Source organism: Tateyamaria armeniaca (genome assembly GCF_045797845.1).
In the GTDB taxonomy this organism is placed as follows: domain Bacteria; phylum Pseudomonadota; class Alphaproteobacteria; order Rhodobacterales; family Rhodobacteraceae; genus Tateyamaria; species Tateyamaria armeniaca.
The window spans coordinates 834,987-859,685 of sequence record NZ_JBHDIY010000002.1 but is presented as its reverse complement, the minus strand read 5'-3'; the positions used below and the strand labels follow the sequence as shown (position 1 = coordinate 859,685).

The following is a 24,699-nucleotide window of genomic DNA, read 5'->3' as shown; positions in this document are numbered from 1 at the left end:
AGCTGTGCATGCTGTCGCACCAATGATGTTATTAGGGATTTGCGGCCTACATGAGCGTCAAGACATCAATAATCGAAGCTTTTGACCACCGGAGGCTCAAATGGACACCCTAATGCTGTCCCGCATTCAATTTGGAGCGAACATTTCGTTCCACATCCTGTTCCCGACGATCACGATCGCCTTGGGCTGGGTGCTTTTGTTCTTCAAATTGCGCTTTAACGCGACAGGCGACGGCAAATGGATGGAAGCGTACCGCTTTTGGGTCAAGGTCTTTGCCCTGTCCTTTGCGATGGGCGTTGTGTCGGGCATCACCATGTCCTTCCAGTTCGGGACAAACTGGCCCGGATTCATGGAAACCGTCGGCAATATCGCAGGCCCCTTGCTGGCCTACGAGGTGCTGACCGCCTTTTTCCTTGAGGCGGTGTTCCTTGGCATCATGCTGTTCGGCTTTTCCCGGGTGCCAAGCTGGCTGCACACCACGGCGACCTTCCTTGTGGCATTCGGGACGACCATGTCGGCGTTCTGGATCATCGTGCTGAACAGCTGGATGCACACACCGCAAGGGTACGAAATGCGCGATGGCGTCGCCTTTGCCACGGATTGGATGGCGATCATCTTCAACCCGTCGATGCCTTACCGTTTCACCCATATGTTGCTGGCCTCGGGCCTGACCGTGGCTTTCCTTGTGGCAGGTTTCAGCGCGTTCCGCTGGCTGCTGGGGGATCGTTCGGACGGGGTGCGCGTGACGCTGAAAACCGGTGTCTACCTTGGTGCATTGCTGATCCCGCTGCAGATCCTCATGGGTGATTTGCACGGTCTGAACACCCTTGAACACCAGCCGCAGAAAGTAGCGGCAATGGAAGGCAACTGGGAAACCGGGCCGAATGTGCCGCTGCTGCTTTTTGCGCTGCCGGATGAAGAAGCGCGCGAGAACAGGTTTGAAGTCGGCATTCCCAATGGGGCCTCGCTGATCCTCAAGCACAAAGCCGAAGGCGTCGTGCCCGGTCTGAATGATTTTGTGACCGAAGATGGCGAGGTGTCGCACCCGCCTGTGGCGCCCGTGTTCTGGTCGTTCCGCATTATGGTGGGCACCGGATTTGCGATGCTGTTCCTCAGTTGGAGTGCGGCCTTCCTGATGCTGCGCAAGGGGCGTGGACCGGACGGCCTGCCCAAGCTGATGACGCTGGCCATGGTGCCCATGGCCTTTTCGGGCTGGGTAGCCACGCTTGCGGGCTGGTACACCACCGAAATCGGACGCCAGCCTTGGCTGGTGCAGGGTGTGATGACGACCGAAATGGCGGTGGCTGACGTGCCCGCACCCTTTGTGGCCATCACGCTGACGACCTATCTTGCGATCTATGCCCTGTTGCTTGCGGCCTATGTCGGCGTGCTGTTTTACCTCGCACGCAAGGCGGCACATGGTGACGTTCCGCGTCGTCGCACCCCTCAATCGGGCGAGGCGATCACACGCACCGTCCCTGCGGAGTAAAGACATGGAGCTATTTGGCGATCCGGCACAATGGCTGCCGTTTACCTTCGCAGCGCTCATGGGCGTGTCGATCCTTGTTTACGTCGTGCTTGACGGGTTCGATCTGGGCGTCGGGGTTCTGTTCCCCTTCGCTTCGGATGACGAAAAGGACATGATGGTTGCATCGATCGGCCCGTTCTGGGATGCGAATGAAACCTGGCTGGTTCTGGCCATCGGCTTGCTGCTGGTGGCCTTTCCCTCGGCGCATGGCACGATCCTGACGGCGCTTTACCTGCCCGTCGCGATCATGCTGATTGGGTTGATCCTCCGCGGTGTGGCGTTTGAATTCCGGGTCAAGGCCCCAACGCCGCACAAGGCCACGTGGAATTGGCTGTTCTTTGCAGGCTCGCTCATGACATCGCTTGCACAGGGCTTCATGCTGGGCAAATACGTGATGGGGCTGGAAAGCACTCTGGGCACGTGGGTTTTCGCAATGATCACAGCTGTGTTCCTCACCGTGGCCTACTCGTTCATCGGCGCCTGCTGGTTGATCCTGAAAACGGAATACACATTGCAGTCCAAGGCCGTGGACTGGGCCAAGGGCGGCATCTGGGGGCTTGTCCTTGGGCTTGGCGCCGTATCACTGGCCACACCTTTGGTCAGCACGCGGATCTTTGACAAATGGTTCACCTTTCCCGAAATCATTCTGCTTGCACCGATGCCGATCCTGTCGGGGCTGCTGGTCTGGCTTCTTTGGCGATCATTGCAACGGCTTCCCAACGCGACGGATGCAGGCGCGCGCACGCCCTTCCTTTATGCTATCGCCCTGTTCGTTCTCGCCTTCGGCGGGCTGGCCTACTCCTTCTACCCCTACGTCGTGCCCGAAAAGCTCACGATTTACGAGGCGGCAAGTGCACCGGAAAGCCTGTTCATCATCCTGGTTGGAACCGTCTTCGTGTTGCCGATGATCGCGGGTTACACGGCATTGGCTTACACGATCTTCAAGGGCAAGGCGGCCGAGCTGCGCTACGACTAGGCTTCTTCTGACCAAAAATACCACGAGGGAGGTGGAAGGCAGGGCGCAGAGCCCCTTCCTCCCTTTCGCATCCCTGTGGCCCTGTCTATTCTCGGTGTCGAAACAAGGGGACGCCGCAGATGTATGACTTGGCCGCAATGGGCGCATGGGCGGAATTCGCCGTGCGATGGTTGCATGTGATCACCGCCATCGCGTGGATCGGGTCGTCGTTTTATTTCATCGCGCTTGATCTGGGTCTGCACCGCGACCGCAATCTCAAAAGCGGCGCGGATGGCGAGGAATGGCAGGTGCATGGTGGTGGTTTTTACCACATCCAGAAATACCTCGTGGCCCCTGCTGGCATGCCGGATGGGCTGATCTGGCACAAATGGCAAAGCTATTGGACATGGATCAGCGGCTTTGTCCTGCTGGTGCTGGTCTATTACCTCGGGGCTGAGTTCTACCTGATCGATCCCAATGTGATGGACCTCGCCCCATGGCAGGCCGTTGGCATCTCGCTTGCGTCCCTGGCCTTTGGCTGGCTCGTCTACACGCAGTTGTGCAACGTCTTTGTCAATGCGAACCAGACCACGCTGATGGTCGCGCTGTTTGCCGTGTTGGTTGCGATGGCGTGGTTTTACACGCAGGTGTTCACGGGTCGCGCCGCACTGCTGCATCTGGGCGCGTTCACCGCCACGATCATGTCCGGCAACGTGTTTTTTGTGATCATCCCGAACCAGAAAATCGTTGTCGCCGACCTGATGGCAGGGCGCACGCCGGACGCGAAATACGGCAAGATCGCCAAACAGCGTTCGACCCACAACAATTACCTGACCCTGCCGGTGATCTTCCTGATGCTGTCCAACCACTACCCGCTGTCATTTGCGAGCGAGTACAACTGGATCATCGCCAGCCTCGTCTTTCTGATGGGGGTCACGATCCGGCACTGGTTCAACACCCATCACGCGCGCGCCGAAAATCCGCATTGGACATGGGGGGCGACGGCCCTGATCTTCATCGCCATCATCTGGCTGAGTGTCGCGCCCAGCCCCGAGCGGGAGGCGCAGTTGGTCACGCGCTTTGCTCAAGCTGACGGGTTCGAAGAGGTCCACGATATCGTTCTGGGCCGGTGCAGCATGTGCCATGCCGCCGAACCGGTTTGGGCGGGGCTGCTGTGGGCGCCCAAGGGTGTCGCGCTCGAAACCGAGGCGGATCTGACCCGAAATGCCCGCGCCGTATATCTGCAATCCGGGATCAGCCACGCAATGCCCCCGGCCAATCTGAGCTATATGGAAGAGGATGAGCGGCAGGCTATCGTTGCGTGGTATCGCACCGCGATCAGCCGCTGATCCGTAAGGCGGACGTGTCGTCCGCCCCGCCGCAAGGTGTGGTCGAATCGGAGCCCGGCATGCTAAGTCTTGTGGCATGAACGATCAGACCCCCAACATACGTCCTGTGATCCGCCAACTCGACAGTGCTGCCGTCAACCGCATCGCGGCGGGCGAAGTCGTCGAGCGGCCCGCGTCTGCGGTCAAGGAACTTGTTGAAAACGCAATAGATGCCGGGGCCAGACGGATTGGCATCGACGTGTCGGGCGGCGGTAAAATCCTGATCCGGGTCACGGATGATGGCTGCGGCATTGCACCGTCGGATTTGCCTCTGGCTCTGTCTCGCCACGCCACGTCCAAAATCGACGGATCTGACCTGCTCAACATCCACACGTTCGGGTTTCGAGGCGAGGCCCTGCCCAGCCTCGGGGCCGTGGGCCGCCTGACGATCACCAGCCGCGTACCGGGTGAAGCGGCCGCCGAGATCACCGTCGCGGGTGGTGAGACGTCTGCGGTGAAACCGGCCGCGCTCAATTCCGGCACCGTCATCACCTTGCGTGATCTGTTCTATGCGACACCCGCGCGCCTTAAATTCCTGCGCACCGACCGGGCCGAGGCGCAGGCGATCACCGATGTGGTCAAGCGTTTGGCGATGGCCGAACCGTTCATCCGTTTTGAATTGCGTGACGTCTCGGGCGACCCGCGCACCGTGTTCCGGGCGGAGGCGCAGACACGTGATCCCATGTCTGCCTTGCGCGCGCGACTGTCGGATGTGCTGGGTGCCGAGTTTGCGGAAAACAGCATTGCCATCGACACGGAACGCGAGGGGCTGCACCTGACCGGCTATGCCGCCTTGCCGACCTATTCGCGGGGCGCGGCGGTGGCGCAGTTCCTGTTCGTGAACGGGCGACCCGTCAAGGACAAGCTGCTGACCGGGGCCTTGCGCGCCGCCTATTTCGATTTCCTCAGCCGGGATCGTCACCCGGCGGCGGCGCTGTTTGTCGATTGCGACCCGCAACTGGTCGATGTGAATGTGCACCCGGCCAAGTCCGAAGTGCGCTTTCGCGATCCCGGCCTTGCCCGCGGGCTGATCGTGTCGGGACTGCGTCATGCGCTGGCCGATGCAGGACACCGCGCGTCGTCCACCGTTGCCAGTGCCACACTGGGCGCGATGCAGCCCGAGCCGATGCAGCCGCGCATCTACCAGATGGACCGCCCCAGTCTGGGCCCGCGCCCCTCGACCGGGTTTGCCGAGATGACCCGGGATTTCAGCGCACAGGTCGTTGAAACACCGGCCGAGGCCGACGAAACCGATTTGCCATTGGGCGTGGCGCGCGGGCAGGTGCACGAAAATTACATCGTGGCGCAAACCGCCAGTGGCATGGTGATCGTGGATCAGCACGCGGCGCACGAACGGCTGGTATATGAAAAACTGAAAAACCAGATGGCCGAAAATGGCGTCGCCGCGCAGGCCCTGCTGATTCCGGAAATCATAACCTTGTCTCCCGCTGAACGTGACGGGCTGATGGAAATTGCCGAGGCGTTGTCACGTGCCGGGCTTGGCATTGAACCTTTTGGCGGGGATGCAATTGCGGTGCGCGAGACACCTGCCATTCTGGGTGAAGTCGACGCCAAGGCGATGATCCACGACATCCTCGACGAACTCTCGGATCTTGGGTCCAGCCAGTCGGTGCAGGCGCGGGTTGAGGCGATCCTGTCCCGCGTTGCATGCCATGGTTCTATCCGTTCGGGCCGTCGCATGCGGGCCGAAGAGATGAATGCGCTCTTGCGCGAGATGGAGGCGACGCCCCATTCCGGCCAATGCAACCACGGGCGGCCCACTTACGTCGAACTCAAACTGGCCGATATCGAACGGCTGTTCGGGCGCACATGATCCAGATCGGTGACATGACAATTGACACAAGCGACCCGCTCGTTCTGGCCGGATTGATCAGCGCAGGTGTGGCCCTGTTGATCGTTGCGTTGCTGATCGCCGCATTGCGCGTCGCCTCCCGCTCGGCCCGCGCAACCGAGCCACTGGCTCAGCAACTTGGCTATCTTGGCCAGCACGTGCAAGGTTTGGCGCAAGGGCAGGAGGGCTTGCGCGCCTCGATCCAGACGGTATCGGACACCTCGACCACCGGGCAGGCGCAACTGGCGCAAACCATCGAACAGCGCCTCGCCCATGTGCAGCAGCAGATGCAGGACCGGCTGGCCGACAACGCGATGCGCAGCCAGCGCGGCCTGACCGAAATGCAGGAACGGATGAAGGAAACGCTGCACGGGTCGTCCAAGCAGACCACAACCAGCCTGACGCAGTTGCAGGAACGGCTCGCTGCTATCGACAAGGCACAGGACAATATCACCAAGCTCAGCGGCGACGTGCTGTCCCTGCAGGACATCCTGTCCAACAAACAGACGCGCGGTGCGTTTGGCGAAATCCAGCTGCGCGACATCGTGTCCAAGGCGCTGCCCAGCGACAGCTACGCCTTGCAGCACACTCTTAGCAACGGAAAGCGGGCGGATTGCCTGATTGACCTGCCCAACCCGCCCGGCCCCATCGTGATCGACAGTAAATTCCCCCTCGAGGCCTACGAGGCCCTGCGCGCTGCCGACACGGATCACGCGCTGAAGGCGGCGGTGGCGCAGATGAAGGTGGCGGTGAAAAAGCACATCGGGGATATTTCGGACAAATACATCATCGAGGGTGAAACCGCCGACGGCGCGTTGATGTTTTTGCCGTCCGAAGCCGTCTATGCCGAATTGCACGCAAACTTCCCCGACCTTGTGCGCGAGGGGTTCGACAAGCGGGTCTGGATCGTCTCACCCACCACTTGCATGGCCACTCTGAACACCATGCGCGCCATCCTCAAGGACGCGCGGATGCGCGAACAGGCGGGTGCGATCCGCAAGGAACTGTCCATGCTGGTGCAAGATGTGGACCGGCTGGGCAATCGTGTCGGCAACCTTGACCGCCACTTCTCGCAAGCCTCAAAGGACATCGAAGAGATCAAGATCAGCGCAGACAAGGCAGGCAAACGTGCCAACCGCCTCGACAACTTTGATTTTGAAGAGATTGAGGAAACACCGCAGAACGTCGTGCCGCTGCAAGCGCCGGACAGCTAGGCGCGCGTCGCGGCGACACTTGCATCGACCAACGGCTCACGCGCACCGGGTCGTATAACCGCCGGATCGTAAGGTGCGCGCGCGAACACCTCGCGCACCAGCGGGCGGAAGTGATCGAGTGTCAGGGTGTCGTAGGCCGGATCAAAGCTCGCCTGATCCCAGCGTTCGCAAAACGTGGCGCAATCATCGAAATAGCGATGGCCTGCGTAAGCGTCCCTTTTGTGTGGGTTCGCGCCAACATGTTCGCCGTAATAGATCATCTGAAAATCGCCGTGCTTTTCCACCACCCATGTGCATTGTCCGCGCACAAAAGGTTTGAGGATGCTGGCGGCGTATTCGTCGTGGTTGAATGGTGCAAAGATGTCGCCGATATCGTGCAAAAGGGTGGACACCAGCCAATCCGTATCCGCCCCATCGCGCCACGCGCGCGTTGCTGACTGCAGCGAGTGCCCAAGCCGCGTGACCTTATAGCCCGACAGCCCTTCATCCAGTGTCTCAAGGGCAGTCATCAGCCGATCTGCCGTGCCTTTGGTGAACGCGACCTCATGCTCTGTCAAAAACGCATAGTCTTCGCGATCGCCGTCTTTCATGGCTGTGAACTTGACCTGATCCATCTGCGAACCCTCCGTGGTGCGGGCATGGGCGTCGTTCAGCCATGCGGCACGTGATCAGGCGAAGATGCGATAATAGAGCCAGTCGGGCAAGAACTGCGAACCGCGAAACAAGAGTGAGAAGAAAGTCGGGAAACTCTTTTTGAACTGATCTGTCAGCATCAACTCGAACATTTCACGCGCGGCGTCTTCGGGCTCCATGATAAACGGCATCTTGAAGTCGTTCTTTTCGGTCAGTTGGGTCTTGATGAACCCCGGGTTTGCCACCTGCACTCGCACGCCGCTCTTGTGAAGGTCTGCATACATGCATTCGGCCAGCGACATCGTGGCAGCCTTGGATGCGGTGTACCCGATGGAGCCGGGCAGCCCACGGAATCCCGTCAGGGACGAGGTGATCACGATGTGGCCCGCGTCTCGTTCCACGAATTTCGGAACGACCTGACCCAGAACACGCATGAACCCCGTGAAGTTGATATTCGCCATCGCTGTGGCCTGTTCGGCATCCCACTTTTGCGCCGAAAAGGGCCAGTAGACACCGGCCAGCAAGACCACGCCGTCAATCTCACCAATTGCCTCTGCCGCTGCTTTGACGCTGTCATCGTCCGCGATGTCCACCGTCTGATAGGATGCCTTGCCCGGCAGTTCCTCGACCAGAGCGGCAAGCTTGTCTTCGCTGCGCGACGAAACGATGACCTCGATGCCGGCACGGCTCATGTGATGGGCAAGGGCCTTGCCCAGACCGTCACCACCGCCAACCAGCCAATACCGTTTACCGTGCAAATTTGTATCGCTCATGCTGCTTCTTTCAGTTCTGCTGCCGGGGCGGGGCGCATTGTTGCGACCAGTTCAGCCACCTTCACCCCGTACTTGCGAAACTGTGACCGGTTCACAATGGTTCCATTCGGGGCCAGATACATCCAGTCCACAGTGTCCAGCACGTGACCGCCGGATTTTTCCGGCAGGATGAAACGATACTTCAGTTGCACCGCGTTTCCGGCCTGCTGGCCCGTGCCTTCGCCCTCGACATCATCGGCAAGGGCCCGGATGCGCCCGTCATTGCCGATGGTCAGGTCCCACTTGCGGGCCTGTTCTGATCCGTCGCAATAGCGAAAATGTTCATCCATCACGCCGCGGTTGCCATCCCAACGGCAGTCAAATTCACCTACGAACCGCGATGACACGCGCCCTGTGGGACCATAAATGACGCCCTCGCAGATGATTGGCCCGTTCAGGTGGGTGCGGATGTCAAACACCGTTCCATCCTCGGCGTAGTCTTCGGGGGCTTGCGCGAGAAACCCGGCATAACGGGTCCATGCCCAATTCAGTGCAATTATGACTCCTGCGCCGATCAGCGCATAGATCAGTCCGTCCATGTCACGTCTCCTTCAGATCTGTTGTCGCCAGCAAAAGGATGGCGACAAGCTTGAGGCCACAAGGCACAGCTGCATACAGCAGCGTGAGAAGCGCGAGCGCTTCGGGCGTGTTGCTGGCTGCCCCACTGTCAAACCCGGCATTTTCCAGAAGCGGAAGCAGGGTGACAGCGGCAAAAGCCAGCGTGAATTTCGATACAAACGACCACAGGCCGAACCCTTCGGCGGCCGAGGGGCTGATCCGGGCCATGCGGTTGGCAAAGACGGCCGGCAGCAGGGTCAGGTCCGCGCCCAAAGTGGCGCCGGACAGAACGCAGATGACAGCAAAGGCGATCCAGTCGCCGGGCCCCAACTGCATCGCACCGCCAAAGGCTGCGATGGCCAGCACCATCGCGCTGAGCAGGACGGGTTTCGTTCCGTAGCGTTCGGCCAGATTGCCCCAGACAGGGGCCGCTACCGCAGCGCTGAGGAAGAACAGCAGCAGCAGTGGTCCTTCGAAGCCGGGGGCAAGCAGACGGCTTTCCACGAAGAACAGGAAAAGTGTCGAGCTGACCGCAACGGGCGCCGCGTTGACCAGCGCAATCAACAAAAGCCGGCGCGCAAGGGCGTCGCCCAGAACGGCACGAAACCCGACGGACGGCGGCAGGCCATCGCTGACCCATTCACCGCGCATCATCACCACGGCGGCGAGCGCCAGCACGCAAAAGCCAACCGCGAACCCAGCGAACGGTGCGCCCATGATCCCGCCCAACATGACGGGTGCAATTGCCGCAACGCAGACCCCAAGCAGCGCCCCGGTTTCGCGCCAGCGCGCAAGTGACAGGTGCCCGTTGCCGGGCAACCGGTCGGCCTTGACCACGCCTTGTGCGTAAAAGTTGATCGTCAGAAAGCTGAAAGAAGAGAACACCCCCGTCAGCATCAGTGCGAACCAGATCAACAGGGGCAGCAGTGGCGGGACGGCAAACAGGCCCAGCATCGAAAACGCCATGACTGAACAGCCGATCAGCACACCAAGGCCCCGACGGCTGCGCAATGCTTCGCTGAGGCGGCCAAACAGCGGGTCCTGCACCACGTCCAGAAGGCGCAGACCGAACAGGACGGCCCCGAGCGCTGCCAGCGACACGCCATATTCATCCACGTAGAATTTGGGCGCGTGAATATAGATCGGCAGACCCGCCGAGGCGAGCAGCGCGGCAAAAACCGCATAAGCTGACAAACGATGGGGCTGTGTGTTGCTCAACGCGACACCTCGTCCGTGGGGGGCAAGGGGCGGGCACGGTAGACGGCGCGCTTGATCCACAGCTTGAGCGCCTGCCAGTGGATCAGCGCCAGCACACGGCGTGCGCCAAGGGGGCGACGCAGCAAGGCGTGCAGAATGGATCGGTTGGTCAGGGCGGCGCGCTTGCCGGTCAACGTGGCGACCAGACCGCCATTGCCGCGGGTATAGTCGATCCAGATCCCGATACGGTCGTCGCGGATGTCGAAACGAAACTCGTACCCGCCCTCGACCGGCTGGAAAGGTGACACATGCAGGATCTTTGTCGCTTGCAGGCGGTCATCTGGTTCAATGGGGCGCAGATCGGAGTGATGCACCAGATAGCTGTGGCGGTCCCCGAACGTGTTCGTGACTTCGGCGATCACGGCAATCAGCGCCTCGTCGCTGCGTCGACACAGCCAGAAGCTGACCGGATTGAACACGTGTCCCAGCACTTTGGGTTGGGCCAGCAGTTCGATGCGGGCGACGCCGGTGACCTGATGGGCCTCAAGCACATCCCGGACCCATCGCGCGCCACGCCCATCCTTGGGCGGGCCGCCGTGGTCGATATCGTCCAGTCCCATCACACCGCGTCCATTGCGCGCAAATAGCGATGGCGTTGTAACGGTCGCCTCGGCATCCAACAGCATGTAGTCCACGGAGTAGCGAAAGGCGTTGGTCACCTCGCCCTTGCGTCCGTGATAGGTCACGCCCGAGATATGATCGACCGTTGTGGTCATTTACGCAGCCACCTGCAGTGTCGGAGTCCGGTTTAGCGCCCGCACGACATCGACTGCGCTGGCCAACCCATCCTCGTGGAACCCGTGCCGCATCCATGCGCCGCAGAACCAGGTTTTGTTGGCACCGTTCATCGCGCGCACGCTGGTCTGTGCGGCCAGGGCCGCCAGATCATAGACCGGGTGGCGCAGCACAGTCTTGTCATAGATCAACTCATCCCGGATCGTGCGTTTGGTGTTCAGCGTCACGAAATGCGGATCGTCCATCGGCACAGGCTGGAGCGAATTGATCCAGTAAGTCAGGTCAATCCGGTCGCTCCGTGCGCCTGCGTCTTCGGTATAGACCCAGCTGGACCATGTCTGGCGGCGTTTGGGCATGATGCTTTCATCACGGTGCAGAATGACGTCGTTGGGTTGGTATTTGACGGCTCCCAGTGCCGCACTCTCAGCCTCGGTCGGATCAGAGAGAAGGCGCAGGCTGTCGTCGGAATGGGTGGCAAGGATCACCTCGTCAAAGTGTTCCCACTCACCGCCCCAGGCTTTGACCTCGGCGCCCGTTTCCGTGCGGCGCACCGATTGGGTTGGGGCACCAAGACGAATGTCGACGCCGTTGCGGCGCATAGCAGCCTCAAGCCGACGGACATATTCGATGGAGCCGCCCTTTACTGTGTACCACTGGTGCTGGCCGGTCGTGTTGAGCAGTGCGTGGTTTTCAAAAAACTGGATCATGGCATGTGCCGGGAAATCCATGATCTTTTCAGTGGGCGTGGACCAGATCGCGCCGCTGAGCGGCAACAGGTAGTAATCGCGAAACCACGCGCCCGTGCCCAGCACATCCAGAAACTGGCCAAGCGTGCGCGTCCGGTCATCGTTCGCCACGCGCAAAGCATTGCGATTGAACCGCAGAATGTCGCGCACCATGCCCAAGAAACGTGGATTGATCGCATTGGCGCGCTGGGCAAACAGCGCATCAAGGCTCGCGAGGCCGTATTCAAGCCTGCCGCCATCAATAGAGGCCCCGAAGCTCATGTTCGATTTGACCACCGGGACGTCAAGTTCGTCGAAAAGGGCGGCCATGTGCGGATAGTTGGCGTAGTTGAACACCAAAAACCCGGTGTCCACGGGCTGATCGCCATTCTTGCCCGCCATGATGGTGCGGGCATGGCCGCCAAGGCGGGGCTCGGATTCAAACAGGGTGACACTGTGGTCGGTGGCCAGCATATGGGCCGCACCCATCCCTGAAATGCCCCCTCCGATCACTGCAATGCGTTTGCGGATGGCGGCAGAAGTTTCAAATGGCATATCTTTGGGGCGTCCCTGTAGTTCAGTATTGCTAGTGTCTACGGCCCAGTGCGCAAAACGGATGAAGAAACGCCAGACATTTATTTTTTGATCCAAGTGAACAGAGCAGTCGTAGACCTCTCATGTATGCGGGTTTAGACACGGCTCAGACAGATGCACAGCCGCCGATGGGTATGGTCCCGGGGGCTGCTACAGGACCTGCACGTATGAATGACAATGACGGTAAGCGGATGTTGTGGGTCAGCCACATGATCCGCATCCGGGACACACAGGATCAGGCGGCCTTTGCCGAACTGTTTGAACACTTTGCCCCCCGGGTCAAAGGGTTCTTGATCAAATCCGGCTCTGATGCCTCGCTGGCAGAAGAGTGCGCACAAGAGGTGTTGGCGACGTGCTGGCACAAGGCACATATGTTTGACCCCGCGCGGGCCTCGGTGGCGACCTGGATCTTCACCATCGCGCGGAACCGAAAGATCGACGTGCTGCGCAAGCAGCGCCGCCCCGAGCCGGAAGAATTGACCTGGGGTCCCGAAGAAGAACCTGATCAGGCCGATGTGATGGCCTTGCAACAGGAAAGCGAACAGTTGGGTCAGGCAATCGCAGAATTGCCAGCACCCCAGAGAGAACTGATAGAACAGGCGTATTTCGGGGACATGTCCCACAGCGAAATCGCCGAGAAAACCGGTCTGCCCCTCGGCACGATCAAAAGTAGGATACGTCTGGCGCTGGAACGTTTGCGCCATGCAATGAAATGATGAGCGAGATGAAACAGAACATTAAACAACATCTGACCGAAGACATCCTGATGGGGTACGCGGCGGGCACATTGCCCGAAGCGTTCAACCTGATGGTGGCCAGCCACGTGTCCATGTGTGACGTGTGCCGCGCGGTTGTCGAAAGCTACGACGCGGTCGGTGGCGAAATTCTGGCACAGGAACCGTCCAACGAAATCGCCCTCGCGCCCGGCAGCTTTGCGGCAACGATGGCGCTGATCGCAGGCGGCCCGGTGGATGAAATATCTGTGTCGCGCAAGCCGGATTCCATCCTGCCCGGTCCCTTGCAGGATTATGTGGGCGGCGACCTGGACAGCGTGAAATGGCGCAGCATCGGCCTGGGTGTGAAACAGGCAATCTTGCCGACGTCGCGGGACGCATCGGCCCGCCTGTTGTATATCCCTGCTGGTGCGGCAATGCCCGATCATGGTCACCACGGCACGGAGATGACGCTGGTTTTACAAGGCGCGTTCCAGGACGATGACGATTACTTCGCCCGAGGCGATGTCGAGGTTGCGGACAGTGACATGCATCACACACCGGTGGCAGATATTCACGAGGATTGTATCTGCCTGGCCGTGACCGACGCACCGCTGCAATTCCAGGGGCTTATTCCAAAAATCGCACAGCGCTTCGCGCGTATCTGACCTACACAAAACATAAGGCGTAAGAGGCGGGGATTTTCCCCGCCTTTTTCATGTCTGTGATACGGCCTGATCAAACGTGGCCTTGGCCCGCCCCCAAACCCCTGCGTCGAGGTCACCAAGCGCCTGTAGGCTGGGCAGCAGTTGGTCTGCGTAATCTTCGGAGGATTCCACCGGCAGCATCGACGGCAAATTGTCGATCGCTGTGACATCCAGAACGGGTGACGTGTGCACCCGCAGGGCTGGAGCGTCCCACGTGGTGGTGCGGTCATAGACCTTGATCGGGGAAAAGTCGCTGTCCGGATCGCATGCGATATCTCCGATCACGCTCAGGCGGCGCGGCTGATGTGTTGCATTTGCAGGGACGAACACAGGTGTGCCGGGACGTGCGAGTATGCAGTTGAGAAAGATGTCATGGGCCAGAACCTCAGGGAAAGGGCCCCCATGCGCCGTTTCGGCCATGTCCCAGCGGGTGGTCGCGACGCCCATCACGGTGCACAGGTCGGCCGCCCCTGTACCGACGCGTCCCAAGGCACCAATGATCAGTGCGTTTGGGCGATGTGACCCGGTGCCCACAAGTTCGGATTGCAGATCGGCGAGTAGGTGATTGGAGCTTGGGTAGGGCGCGACCGGGCCTGCAACCTGCCCCTTTTGCTGGGCGATCCAGCATTTCAGGGCAACCGCTGCACCTGCATACCCGGCCCAATAGCCAAAGGCGGCGACGCGTCGGTTGTCTGCGTCCACGAGGTATTCGAGGTCGTAAAGGGCGCCCCCGCCGTCCTTGAACCGCCTCAACAATCGCTGACCCGCCGGTTGCCCCTTGAACGCGTGGCCAAACATGATGTGGCGGTGTGGCAATGGCGTGCCATCCTCTGGCAGCTCTTTGAGGCCAAAGATGATTGCATCGCTGGGCGCGCTCGGCCACGTGTTCTGGCCTGCAATTTGCGCCCCGGTGGCGGCGTAACGCGCGGTAGGCAAGCAGCGGGTCGGGCTGTCTTCGACCGTGACTTGGATGCCTGCGGCGATCAGCTTGCCAGCCCCTTCGGGCGTCAGACCCACCCGGGTTTCGTTGTCGCGCTGTTCGGCGCGCACCCACAGGTGGGTCATGGCAGCATACCGTTGGCGCGCACGGCCTGAACGCTGGCCCGCTCCTCCATCGCGGCCATGAAGGCGCGCAGTTTGGGGAATGGGGCAAGGTCGACGCCGTCACCTTCCAGCCAACCGCAGACGACAAACAGGTAGATGTCCGCGATGCACAGGGTGTCGCCCAGCACGAACGGGCCAGCCAGACACTCCGTTTCGATAAAGGTAGCGCTGTCGGTCATGGTTTGCGGCACCTTGGCGGCCATGTCGGCCCAGCTTGCCTCATTGTCCGCCCATCGATGCCCGCGCAGCCTGTGGGCGTGGTTCACATGCATGGTCGAGGCAAGGTAGTACATCACACTGCGCGCCTGTGCCGCCGCCACCGCGTCAGCGGGCATCAGGGCAGGCGCGAGCGTCGCGACGTACTCAAGAAGCGCCCCCGTCTCTGTCAGAATAGTGCCATCCAGCTCCAGCGCGGGCACGCGGCCCTTGGGGTTGATGGCGGCATAGCCGTCACTGTTCTGCTCACCGGCTGCAAAGTCCAGTTTGTGGGTTTCGTAGTCGATCCCGGCCTCATTCAGCGCAATCGCAACGGCAATGGAAATGGTTCGTGGGGCATAATACAGTTTCATCCGGCTCCCTTTCAAACGTGGGTCTGTGCGTGGTGGCGATCCGGCGCTTCGAGGTGTGGAACCGCGTTGAACATCACCGGCGCCCACGTCCCGCCGATGGGGTGCAGTCGGTGGATGGAGGTGTTCATGATGGCGAGCGCCACATTGGCCATCGCATCGATGGTCAGCCCCAGATGCTGGCGCATCGCCATTGAGATCAACCCGCCAGACGTGACCACCAGCGCAGGCCCGTCGCCTGCCGCAATCTCGCGCAATGCCTCCCGCACACGTGTCTCAAAGCTTTGGAACGATTCTGGCGCACCCTGCAGGATGCCGTCCTGCCACGCTGCGAAAACGCGCGGCAGATGTTTGGTGAAATGCGCTTGCTCAGAGGGGATTGGCACACCATGTTCGTCCCGCAGCGCCGCGGCTAGGGTGAAGTATTCCAGTTCATTCAACCGTGCGTCCTCGACCGGATCAAGCCCGGTCGCCATGGAGGCGGCTGTTTCGCGGTGACGGCGCAGGGTGCCTGTGTACAGGCGCAGGTGGTGTTGGTGCGTGTCGCGCAGGTGATCCCCAAGCCACGCCGCCTGTTGATGGCCAAGGGTGCTGAGCTGATCATAGCTTGCTTCGTCAGTGGCCTGCGAATTGGCCTGACCGTGGCGGATAAGGGTAATGTGGGACATTGGTGCCTTTGGCTTATTCTTTGCCTTGTTCTAGGGCAGCGTCCCGGTGGTGGAAAGCGCAGGAGCCTCCGGCGGGGACTTTTTAAATCAAAGTAGATGGACGCGATGTGGTGCATCGGAAACGCCGAAGCCGCGAAAACGGGTTTTGGTGTCGGGAATGGGAGTCCCGAAACCGTCCATGATCGGCTAGCTTGCGCACAAAGACAGGGAGTTGTGCGCGATGACGGACAAGGTGACATTTACGCTGGACGGTGCGCAGGTCGAGGCCGAGGCGGGCATGACCATTTGGGAAGTGGCCAATGGCCGTGGCCTTGTCATCCCGCATCTGTGTCATAAACCGGCACCCGGCTATCGCCCGGACGGCAATTGCCGCGCCTGTATGGTCGAGATCGAGGGCGAGCGTGTTCTGGCCGCATCCTGCATTCGCGAACCGTCCGAGGGCATGGTTGTCACCACCAACTCGGCGCGCGCGGAAAACGCCCGCAAGATGGTGGTCGAGATGCTTGTTGCCGACCAGCCGGAGCGTGACGTTGCCCATGATAAATCTGCCCATCTCTGGAACATGGCCGACGCGAACGGCGTGACGACCAGCCGGTTTCCGAAACTGGAAGAGGGGCGCATCCCGCTGCTGGATGACAGCCACGTGGCGATGTCCGTCAATCTGGATGCCTGCATCCAGTGCGGGTTGTGCGTGCGCGCCTGTCGCGAGGTGCAGGTCAATGACGTGATCGGCATGGCCGGGCGTGGGCATGACAGCTATCCGACTTTCGATCTGGCGGATCCCATGGGTGACAGCACTTGTGTGGCCTGCGGTGAATGTGTGCAGGCCTGCCCGACGGGCGCGTTGATGCCTTCCTCGGTTGTCGACGATCGACAGGTTGGCGACAGTGCTGAGTTCGATTCCGAGGTCGAAAGCATCTGCCCGTTCTGTGGCGTGGGCTGTCAGATCTCATTGAAGGTCAAAGACAACAAGGTCAAATATGTCGAGGGTATCAACGGCCCCGCAAACGAGGGGCGGCTGTGCGTCAAGGGGCGCTTTGGTTTTGACTACATCCATCACGACCATCGCCTGACCAAGCCACTGATCCGTCGCGACGATGCCCCGGCCAAAGGGCTGAATGTGGATCCCGGCAAGTGGGGTGACGTGTTCCGCGAAGCGTCCTGGGACGAGGCGCTGGATTTTGCCGCCAAGGGCCTCAAGGGTCGTGGGCGCGAGGTGGCCGGTTTCGGGTCGGCCAAGTGCACGAACGAAGAAGCGTATCTGTTCCAGAAGATGATTCGCCAGGGTTTCGGCCATAACAACGTCGATCACTGCACGCGGCTCTGCCATGCCTCCTCCGTTGCGGCGCTGATGGAAAATGTCGGCTCGGGTGCCGTGACCGCCACCTTCAACGAGATCGAGAATGCGGACGTGGCAATTGCCATCGGCTGCAACCCGATCGAAAACCACCCCGTCGCGGCCACCTATTTCAAGCAGTTCACCAAGCGCGGTGGCAAGCTGATCGTGATGGACCCGCGCGGGCAGGCGCTGAAACGCTTTGCGTCCCACATGCTGCAGTTCCGCCCCGGCGCGGACGTATCCATGCTGAACGCGATCATGCATGTGATCGTCGAAGAAGGGCTGTACGACCAGCAATACATCGACGCCTATACCGAGAATTGGGAGGCGGAGAAGGCGCATCTGTCAGGCTTTGCGCCGGAAAAGATGGCCGAGATGTGCGGGATCGACGCTGACGTGCTGCGCGATGTGGCCCGCACCTTTGCCGGGGCCAAGTCGGCGATGATCTTCTGGGGCATGGGCGTGTCCCAGCACATCCACGGGACGGATAATTCGCGCTGCCTGATCAGCCTTGCGCTGATGTGCGGACAGGTGGGGCGGCCCGGCGCGGGTCTGCACCCTTTGCGTGGGCAAAACAACGTGCAGGGTGCGTCGGATGCCGGTCTGATCCCGATGTTCCTGCCCGATTATCAGCCGGTCACAGATGACGGCGTGCGGTCAGCCTTTACCGATGTCTGGCAGTCGGGGGATTTCTCGAATGAGAAGGGCCTGACGGTTACGGAAATCATGGATGATGTCCACGCGGGCAATATCAAGGCGATGTATGTGCTGGGCGAAAACCCGGCCATGTCGGACCCGGATGTGGAACATGCGCGGGCAGCTCTGGCCAAACTCGACCATCTGGTGGTGCAGGATATCTTTATCACCGAGACGGCAAACTATGCGGACGTAATCCTGCCGGCCTCTGCCTTTGCCGAAAAGTCGGGCACCGTCACAAACACCAATCGTCAGGTGCAGATGGGCCGCCCCGCACTGCCCCCGCCCGGGGATGCGCGCGAGGATTGGTGGATCGAGGTGGAACTGGCCAAACGGCTTGGACTTGGCTGGAGCTATGAAAGCCCGGCGGATGTCTTTGCCGAGATGAAGCTGAATATGAAGTCGCTGGAGAACATCACGTGGGACCGGTTGGAGGCGCAGAATGCTGTGACTTACCCTTCGCTGTCGCCCGAAGACCCGGGACAGGCGATTGTGTTTGGCGACGGCTTTCCCCGTCCTGACGGGCGCGCCCGGTTTACACCTGCTTCGGTGATCCCGCCGGATGATGTGCCTGATGCAGAATACCCGATGATCCTGACCACGGGGCGGCAACTGGAACACTGGCACACAGGGTCGATGACGCGTCGCGCATCGGTGCTGGATGCGGTCGAGCCCGAGGCGAACTGTTCGCTGCACCCGTCGACCTTGCGCAAGCTGGGTGTGCCTGCAGGTGGGGTTGTGCGCCTGACAACCAAGCGCGGCTCGATCGAGATCATGGCGCGCGAGGATCGAGCGGTGGCACCGGACATGGTTTTCCTGCCGTTTGCATTTGTCGAGGCGGCGGCGAACATCCTGACGAACCCGGCGGTCGATCCCTATGGCAAGATCCCCGAGTTCAAGTTTTCGGCCGTGAAGGTTGAAGCGGTGACGGGAGCGGTTGCTGCGGAATGATCTGATTGCGCGCCTGACGGCGCACGCGATTTTATGTTGGGAATGAGGGGCTCTGCCCCTCAAACTCCCCGTGGTATTTCTGGTCAGAAGAAGGGATGGCGATGGCGCTTGATCCTGAACGGTTTTTGTCTGACTTGCATCGCTTGCGCCAGTTTGGTGCGTCGGGCGTAGGAAAGGGCGTTGTCCGCCCGGCCTATAGCGCGCCGGACATCGCCGCGCGCGACTGGCTGGCTGATCGGATGGGCGATGCCGGTCTACGCCCATGTTTTGATGCGATGGGCAATCTCTTTGGTCTGGCGAATGGGCCGTCCCTGTTGCTGGGATCGCATTCGGACAGCCAGCCGACCGGCGGGTGGCTGGACGGTGCCCTTGGTGTTGTTGCCGCACTCGAAGTTGCACGCGCGGCGCAGGAGAGCGGTGGGCCTGCCATCTCGGTCGTGTCTTTTCAGGATGAGGAAGGCCGGTTCGGGGTCACAACCGGATCGAACGTGTGGAGCGGCGGGTTGTCATTGGCCGAGGCCGACAAATTGCGCGATCACGATGGCGTTTTGTTGGCGGATGCCCGTGCGGCGCTTGGACACCGCGTGGGTGCAGATGTGGCACCGTCCCAGTTCACCGGTTTTATCGAGTTGCACATCGAACAGGGCCCAACCCTTGATACGGCTGGTGAACAGATCGGGATTGTCACCGACATCGTCGGCATCCGCGATCAGGTCATCACGCTGACAGGGCAACAGAACCATGCGGGCACCACGCCCATGGCGTTGCGTCGTGACGCGTTTCAGGGGTTGAGCGCGTTCAATACCCGTCTCAATGAGCGATTGCGCAATGTGGTGACGCCGCAGACTGTCTGGACAATTGGGCATGTGAGCCTTGGACCAAATGCGTCATCCATCGTACCGGGGACAGTTCGGTTTTCGATGCAGTGGCGCGACGGGGATGCGGAGCGCCTTGGACGGATGCAAGCGGTCATTCTGGACGTGTTGCATGAAGTGGCGCAGGACATGCAGCTCGACATCGAAATGGGCGATCTGTTGGGGCTGGAACCGGTCGCAATGGACAGTGACTTGCGCGCCCGCCTGGAGGCGGGGGCCGAAGCCGTTGCACCGGGCAAGTGGCGTCGCATGCCATCGGGCGCGTTGCATGACGCAACGAACGTATCGCGGGTTCTGCCGGTGGCCATGGTGTTCGTCCCGTCTATCAACGGGATCAGCCATGCATTTGAAGAAGATACAGCCGAGGATGACCTTGTCGCCGGGCTGCGTGTTCTGGCGCGTGCCGCCGGGATCGGCTGAGCGTTGCGTACTCTGTCGGGCGGTTCTGTCCTACGCTCTTGATCTGGCGTGGGGAAACCTGCAAGGATTGGGAAAACATCGGGAAAATGTTGACCTCGATCAATAGAGCAACATCCTTGTGTAAGATAGAATCGCCTGAGCGATCGCGTGGGCCCGGCATCCATTGACCGGGGCGCGCATGGGAGGAAAGAAATTGGTTGAAACGCCTGTGAGCGGGAAGGACCTGTCGTCCATCCCGGCGCTGCTGCACCGCAATGCCACGCAATTCGGGTCCGCGCCTGCGTACCGCGAAAAGGAATTCGGCATCTGGCAAAGCTGGACTTGGGCTGAGACCCGAGAGGAAATCGAAGCGCTTGCGCTGGGGCTGATCGATCTTGGACTGGCCGAAGGTGACTTCATTGCCGTGATCGGGCGCAACCGGCCAACGCTGTACTGGGCGATGATGGCGGCGCAGATGTGCGGGGCGGTCCCGGTACCGCTCTATCAGGACGCGGCAGCCGAAGAGATGGCCTATACCCTTGGTCATTGCGGCGCGCGGTTCGTGATCGTGGGCGATCAGGAGCAGGTGGACAAGGTGATCGAAGTGCAGGCCGACTTGCCGCAGTTCGAGCAGATGATCTATCTCGATCCGCGGGGCTTGCGCAAATACGACCATTCCAAACTGCATCAGTATTCTCATGTACAGGATGTGGGCCGCGCCAAACGCGATGAATTGACCCCGGAAATGCAGCGTCGGATCGCCAAGCTGAATTACGACAGCACCTGTGTGATGCTTTACACGTCTGGCACGACGGGCAAGCCGAAAGGCGTTGTGCTGAGCAATCGCAACGTGATCGAAACCTCCAAATCCTCATCTGAGTTTGACGGGCTGCGTCAGTCCGATGACATCCTTGCCTATCTGCCGATGGCGTGGGTGGGGGATTTTATCTTTTCCGTGGGTCAGGCGCTGTGGACGGGGTTTTGCACGAACTGCCCGGAAAGCGCCGAGACGATGCACGTGGACCTGCGCGAGATCGGGCCGACCTACTACTTTGCCCCGCCGCGCGTCTTTGAAAACCAGCTGACAAATGTGATGATCCGGATGGAGGATGCGGGCGCGTTCAAACAGCGCATGTTCCACTACTTTATGGCACACGCGCGCAAGGTGGGTCCGGCCATTCTGGACGGCAAGGATGTCGGGGTCATGGACCGGCTCAAGTACCGCATGGGCGAGTTGATGGTGTTTGGCCCGCTCAAGAACACGCTGGGGTTCAGCCGCGTGCGCGTCGGGTACACAGCCGGTGAGGCGATTGGTCCGGAGATTTTTGATTTCTATCGCTCTTTGGGCATCAACCTGAAACAACTATATGGTCAGACCGAAGCGACCGTGTTCATCACGGCCCAACCCGATGGCGAGGTGCGCAGTGACACAGTGGGGGTGAAATGCCCCGGTGTGGAATTGAAAATCGCGGACAACGGCGAGGTGTTCTATCGCTCGCCCGGCGTGTTTGTCGAATATTACAAGAACCCCGAAAGCACGGCAGACACCAAAGACCCCGAAGGTTGGGTCGCCACCGGCGACGCCGGATTCATCGAGGAAGACACCGGGCACCTGCGCATCATCGACCGCGCCAAGGACGTGGGCAAGATGGCGTCGGGCGCGCTATTTGCGCCCAAATATGTTGAAAACAAGCTGAAGTTCTTTCCCAACATTCTGGAAGCTGTCGTATTCGGCAATGGGCGTGATGAGTGCACGGCATTCATCAACATCGACCTCACCGCCGTGGGCAACTGGGCCGAGCGCAACAATATCGGTTATGCGTCTTATCAGGAACTCGCCCAGCACCCACAGGTACTGTCCACGATCAAGGGGCATGTGGAAGAGGTAAACGCATCTGTCGCGCAGGACGAGATGCTGTCAAGCTGTCAGGTGCACCGTTTTGTCGTGTTGCACAAACAGCTGGATGCGGATGATGGCGAATTGACCCGCACGCAAAAGGTGCGTCGCCGGATCATCGAAGAGAAATATGCCGACATCATTGCCGCGCTATACGATGGGTCAGAACAAGTGTCGACGACCACAGAGGTGACTTACGAGGATGGGCGCAAAGGCGCGATTTCGGCGACGTTGCTGATCCAGACTGCGCAGACTTCGGCCGCAGTTCAAAAGATGGCGGCGGAGTGATGCGGACCGGCTCAGTGGCTCTCGAACACATGCCGCACTGCACAGCGCAGGCGGTTGTCATTGGTAAAGGCACCGATGCTGTTGCGCATGATCTGACGCGTTGCCCGGGCGCTCAGCCCCTTTTGATGACAGTCATATGCAAGGTTCAGCAGATAGCGGCGTTCCATTTTGTCAAACATCTTCGGCCCTCCGACTTGGCATGCATGAAGGTTGCGCAGAAAAGAGTTAACATCTTGCTGAAAGGTCGCACGATGGAGGCAGGATATGCTTGATCAGGTCGAAGGCTACACCACCGAAGATGGCCGCAAAATCGGTGGCGTCGTCATGGAGATGAAGAATATTACCCTTCGTTTCGGCGGGGTTGAGGCGATCAAGGACATCTCGTTCGACATTCGCGAGGGTGAAATCCGCGCAATCATCGGCCCCAACGGGGCCGGTAAGTCCTCGATGCTGAACGTCATCTCGGGTTTCTACATCCCTCAAGAGGGGCAAGTGTATTACAAGGGTGCGCCGCGCCCTCCGATGAAGCCTTTCGAGGTTGCCCGCCAGGGCATCGCACGCACGTTCCAGAACATCGCCCTGTTCGAGGGGATGAGCGTTCTGGACAACGTCATGACGGGTCGTCTGACTCATATGAAGACCGGGCTGTTCGCCCAATCCTTCTGGAAGGGCAAAGCGGAAGCTGAAGAGACGGCGAACCGGGAAGTCGCTGAAAAGATTATTGATTTCCTTGAAATCCAGGCCATCCGCAAGACGCCTGTATCGCGCCTGCCCTATGGCTTGAAAAAGCGTGTCGAACTGGCGCGCGCACTGGCCGCCGAGCCGTCGCTGCTGCTGCTGGACGAACCGATGGCGGGCATGAACGTGGAAGAGAAAGAGGACATGAGCCGCTTTGTCCTCGACGTGAATGACGAATTTGGCACGACGATCGCGCTGATCGAGCACGACATGGGCGTGGTGATGGACCTGTCTGACCGTGTGGTTGTGATGGATTACGGCAAAAAAATCGGCGATGGCACACCGGACGAAGTGCGCAACAATCAGGACGTGATCGATGCCTATCTTGGGGTGTCGCATGACTGAAGGTTTGGGCAGCGCCACAACCTATGGAGCAGACCTTGCGCATTAAGGCGCTGGTTATATGTGCGGCCCTTTGGGCCAGTCCCGCCCTGGCGGATGAACCTGCCATTTGCGACGCATCCCAGCCGGGTATGGCCGGGTTGTGCGGTGTGATCGAGGCGCGCTGCCTGCCCTATCTGGACGATCCGGCAAGCCTGTCGCCTCGCGACATCATGCCAATCCCACGTACGTTCCGCCGCTATTTCGAAAGCACTCTGAACACCTATGCGCTGGGCTATCAGGAAACCGATCTGGATCGAACGCTGGTTGTGTTCATGTATGACGAACCGGCCTGCGAGATCATTTCAAGCGGGCTCAGTTATTCCGAATTGCTGCTGGCGTTTACGGAATGGCGTGACGGCGCCGGCGCGCGGTTCGTGTCAACCACGGGGTTCGAGCCGGTGAGCCGCATGACCATGCCGCGCGCCTATGCCGCCGCTTTTCTGGCCGCCCCGCGCCGGGACGGGCGCGTGACCGAAATCACGTTGAACTGGAACCTGACGTTTGAGGGGCTGACGCGGCTGCGGGTCAGTTACCAGCCGCTGCGCGACCATACCGCGGACCTGATGGGGGTTGCGGTGAAATGAGGTGGGTGGCCCTGACATTTGCCCTGATTGCGCCCCAGATCGGTCTTGCGCAGGATCAGGCGGCCTTCGAAGCCGCGCTTGCCGAGTGCGCACGTTATGTCGTGGCGCAGCCCGAAGCGGACTGGAATTTCCAGACGGCACCTGCCAGCGTCGATCAGGATGAGGGCGGGACGGACGCCAGTGTGGTGTATCCTGCGGGATCGGGTGGCAACTTTGACTTCGCGGTCAGCTATTCCCATACAAAGGGCACTTCGACGACCCCCGGCACATGGAGCTGTGCGGGCGTTGGGCCGAAGTCACCGCAGTGGCCCCAATTCACCGTCACCGGCTGGATCGGTGCGGATGCACGTCTGCGCGCTGCGGGGCTGGTGGAGTTGAAGTTCCCGCCGCCGCAACGTGCCTATGCCAATTGCACGGCAGAGGCCGCGGATGTCTACGTCCTATTCAATGCAGGCGAGGGCGACCGCGTCGTCTTTGCCGCAACAACGGGGCCTACGGCGGCCGCGTTCTGCTCCTCTATGGGATGGAAGGGTTAAGTC

General features: G+C 60.4%; 23 protein-coding genes. 13 read left to right on the top strand and 10 right to left on the bottom strand.

Translation table 11 applies throughout. The features are described from left to right. The first annotated feature begins 100 nt into the window (after window positions 1–100). The 5 genes from ACERZ8_RS04235 to ACERZ8_RS04215 all read left to right on the top strand — a co-directional run bounded on the left by ACERZ8_RS04235 (window position 101) and on the right by ACERZ8_RS04215 (window position 6,937). A complete protein-coding gene (locus ACERZ8_RS04235; RefSeq protein ID WP_407590885.1) occupies window positions 101–1,489 on the top strand; it encodes a cytochrome ubiquinol oxidase subunit I in 1,389 nt (462 codons plus the stop codon). 4 nt (window positions 1,490–1,493) lie between these two features. Further along, complete coding sequence (locus ACERZ8_RS04230) at window positions 1,494–2,504, top strand: cytochrome d ubiquinol oxidase subunit II (RefSeq protein WP_407590884.1); 1,011 nt, start codon at window positions 1,494–1,496, stop codon at window positions 2,502–2,504. Between the two features lie 119 nt (window positions 2,505–2,623). Next, on the top strand, window positions 2,624–3,832 hold the full coding sequence (locus ACERZ8_RS04225) for a urate hydroxylase PuuD (RefSeq protein WP_407590883.1): 1,209 nt from the start codon (window positions 2,624–2,626) through the stop codon (window positions 3,830–3,832). A 76-nt stretch (window positions 3,833–3,908) separates the two neighbouring features. Continuing rightward, window positions 3,909–5,705, top strand: a complete 1,797-nt coding sequence (gene mutL, locus ACERZ8_RS04220) for a DNA mismatch repair endonuclease MutL (RefSeq protein ID WP_407590882.1) — start codon at window positions 3,909–3,911, stop codon at window positions 5,703–5,705. Continuing rightward, the gene (locus ACERZ8_RS04215; protein ID WP_407590881.1) at window positions 5,702–6,937 is read left to right on the top strand and encodes a DNA recombination protein RmuC; all 1,236 of its coding nucleotides are present in this window, start codon (window positions 5,702–5,704) and stop codon (window positions 6,935–6,937) included. The genes mutL and ACERZ8_RS04215 overlap by 4 nt, the downstream gene beginning before the upstream one ends. Here the strand turns inward: ACERZ8_RS04215 and ACERZ8_RS04210 are convergent. Genes ACERZ8_RS04210 through ACERZ8_RS04185 form a run of 6 tightly spaced genes read right to left on the bottom strand, consistent with a single transcriptional unit; the run spans window position 6,934 to window position 12,212 of the window. After that, window positions 6,934–7,551, bottom strand: a complete 618-nt coding sequence (locus tag ACERZ8_RS04210) for an HD domain-containing protein (RefSeq protein ID WP_407590880.1) — start codon at window positions 7,549–7,551, stop codon at window positions 6,934–6,936. The genes ACERZ8_RS04215 and ACERZ8_RS04210 overlap by 4 nt on opposite strands. 54 nt (window positions 7,552–7,605) lie before the next feature. Beyond that, a complete protein-coding gene (locus ACERZ8_RS04205) occupies window positions 7,606–8,343 on the bottom strand; it encodes an SDR family NAD(P)-dependent oxidoreductase (RefSeq protein ID WP_407590879.1) in 738 nt (245 codons plus the stop codon). Further along, window positions 8,340–8,921, bottom strand: coding sequence for a DUF3833 family protein (locus ACERZ8_RS04200; protein WP_407590878.1), 582 nt, complete (start codon window positions 8,919–8,921; stop codon window positions 8,340–8,342). Before ACERZ8_RS04200 ends, ACERZ8_RS04205 begins: the two co-directional genes overlap by 4 nt. A 1-nt stretch (window position 8,922) precedes the next feature. Continuing rightward, a complete protein-coding gene (locus ACERZ8_RS04195; RefSeq protein WP_407590877.1) occupies window positions 8,923–10,158 on the bottom strand; it encodes an MFS transporter in 1,236 nt (411 codons plus the stop codon). Further along, window positions 10,155–10,913 (bottom strand): DUF1365 domain-containing protein, encoded by a 759-nt coding sequence (locus ACERZ8_RS04190; RefSeq protein WP_407590876.1) that lies wholly within the window; start codon window positions 10,911–10,913, stop codon window positions 10,155–10,157. Before ACERZ8_RS04190 ends, ACERZ8_RS04195 begins: the two co-directional genes overlap by 4 nt. After that, window positions 10,914–12,212 (bottom strand): NAD(P)/FAD-dependent oxidoreductase, encoded by a 1,299-nt coding sequence (locus ACERZ8_RS04185; RefSeq protein WP_407590875.1) that lies wholly within the window; start codon window positions 12,210–12,212, stop codon window positions 10,914–10,916. A gap of 206 nt (window positions 12,213–12,418) precedes the next feature. On the opposite strand from ACERZ8_RS04185, the gene ACERZ8_RS04180 reads away from it, so the two are divergent. Then, window positions 12,419–12,967, top strand: a complete 549-nt coding sequence (locus tag ACERZ8_RS04180; protein ID WP_407590874.1) for a sigma-70 family RNA polymerase sigma factor — start codon at window positions 12,419–12,421, stop codon at window positions 12,965–12,967. An 8-nt stretch (window positions 12,968–12,975) separates the two neighbouring features. Next, on the top strand, window positions 12,976–13,632 hold the full coding sequence (locus ACERZ8_RS04175; protein ID WP_407590873.1) for a ChrR family anti-sigma-E factor: 657 nt from the start codon (window positions 12,976–12,978) through the stop codon (window positions 13,630–13,632). Window positions 13,633–13,680: 48 nt separating this feature from the next. On the opposite strand, the gene ACERZ8_RS04170 is transcribed toward ACERZ8_RS04175, so the two are convergent. The 3 genes from ACERZ8_RS04170 to ACERZ8_RS04160 are packed head-to-tail and all read right to left on the bottom strand — an operon-like array spanning window position 13,681 to window position 16,009. Continuing rightward, window positions 13,681–14,736, bottom strand: a complete 1,056-nt coding sequence (locus ACERZ8_RS04170) for a saccharopine dehydrogenase (protein ID WP_407590871.1) — start codon at window positions 14,734–14,736, stop codon at window positions 13,681–13,683. Further along, window positions 14,733–15,344: a glutathione S-transferase family protein gene (locus ACERZ8_RS04165; protein WP_407590870.1), complete on the bottom strand. Its 612-nt coding sequence runs from the start codon at window positions 15,342–15,344 to the stop codon at window positions 14,733–14,735. Before ACERZ8_RS04165 ends, ACERZ8_RS04170 begins: the two co-directional genes overlap by 4 nt. 11 nt (window positions 15,345–15,355) lie before the next feature. After that, window positions 15,356–16,009, bottom strand: a complete 654-nt coding sequence (locus ACERZ8_RS04160; RefSeq protein WP_407590869.1) for a histidine phosphatase family protein — start codon at window positions 16,007–16,009, stop codon at window positions 15,356–15,358. Window positions 16,010–16,229: 220 nt separating this feature from the next. Between ACERZ8_RS04160 and fdhF the strand changes: the two genes are divergently transcribed. From fdhF to ACERZ8_RS04145, 3 genes are all read left to right on the top strand, one after another. Next, the gene (fdhF, locus tag ACERZ8_RS04155) at window positions 16,230–18,995 is read left to right on the top strand and encodes a formate dehydrogenase subunit alpha (protein ID WP_407590867.1); all 2,766 of its coding nucleotides are present in this window, start codon (window positions 16,230–16,232) and stop codon (window positions 18,993–18,995) included. A 101-nt stretch (window positions 18,996–19,096) separates the two neighbouring features. Next, complete coding sequence (locus ACERZ8_RS04150; protein ID WP_407590866.1) at window positions 19,097–20,290, top strand: hydantoinase/carbamoylase family amidase; 1,194 nt, start codon at window positions 19,097–19,099, stop codon at window positions 20,288–20,290. A 178-nt stretch (window positions 20,291–20,468) separates the two neighbouring features. Then, window positions 20,469–22,454: an AMP-binding protein gene (locus ACERZ8_RS04145; protein WP_407590865.1), complete on the top strand. Its 1,986-nt coding sequence runs from the start codon at window positions 20,469–20,471 to the stop codon at window positions 22,452–22,454. 11 nt (window positions 22,455–22,465) lie between these two features. On the opposite strand, the gene ACERZ8_RS04140 is transcribed toward ACERZ8_RS04145, so the two are convergent. Further along, a complete protein-coding gene (locus ACERZ8_RS04140; protein WP_407590864.1) occupies window positions 22,466–22,633 on the bottom strand; it encodes a hypothetical protein in 168 nt (55 codons plus the stop codon). 85 nt (window positions 22,634–22,718) lie between these two features. Here ACERZ8_RS04140 and ACERZ8_RS04135 point away from each other — a divergent pair, with 85 nt between their 5' ends. From ACERZ8_RS04135 to ACERZ8_RS04125, 3 genes are read left to right on the top strand one after another with little or no spacing between them, the layout of a single operon-like run. Beyond that, window positions 22,719–23,537 (top strand): ABC transporter ATP-binding protein, encoded by an 819-nt coding sequence (locus ACERZ8_RS04135; RefSeq protein ID WP_407590863.1) that lies wholly within the window; start codon window positions 22,719–22,721, stop codon window positions 23,535–23,537. Between the two features lie 23 nt (window positions 23,538–23,560). Continuing rightward, on the top strand, window positions 23,561–24,160 hold the full coding sequence (locus ACERZ8_RS04130; RefSeq protein WP_407590862.1) for a hypothetical protein: 600 nt from the start codon (window positions 23,561–23,563) through the stop codon (window positions 24,158–24,160). Then, a complete protein-coding gene (locus ACERZ8_RS04125) occupies window positions 24,157–24,696 on the top strand; it encodes a hypothetical protein (protein WP_407590861.1) in 540 nt (179 codons plus the stop codon). Before ACERZ8_RS04130 ends, ACERZ8_RS04125 begins: the two co-directional genes overlap by 4 nt. Window positions 24,697–24,699: the final 3 nt, after the last annotated feature.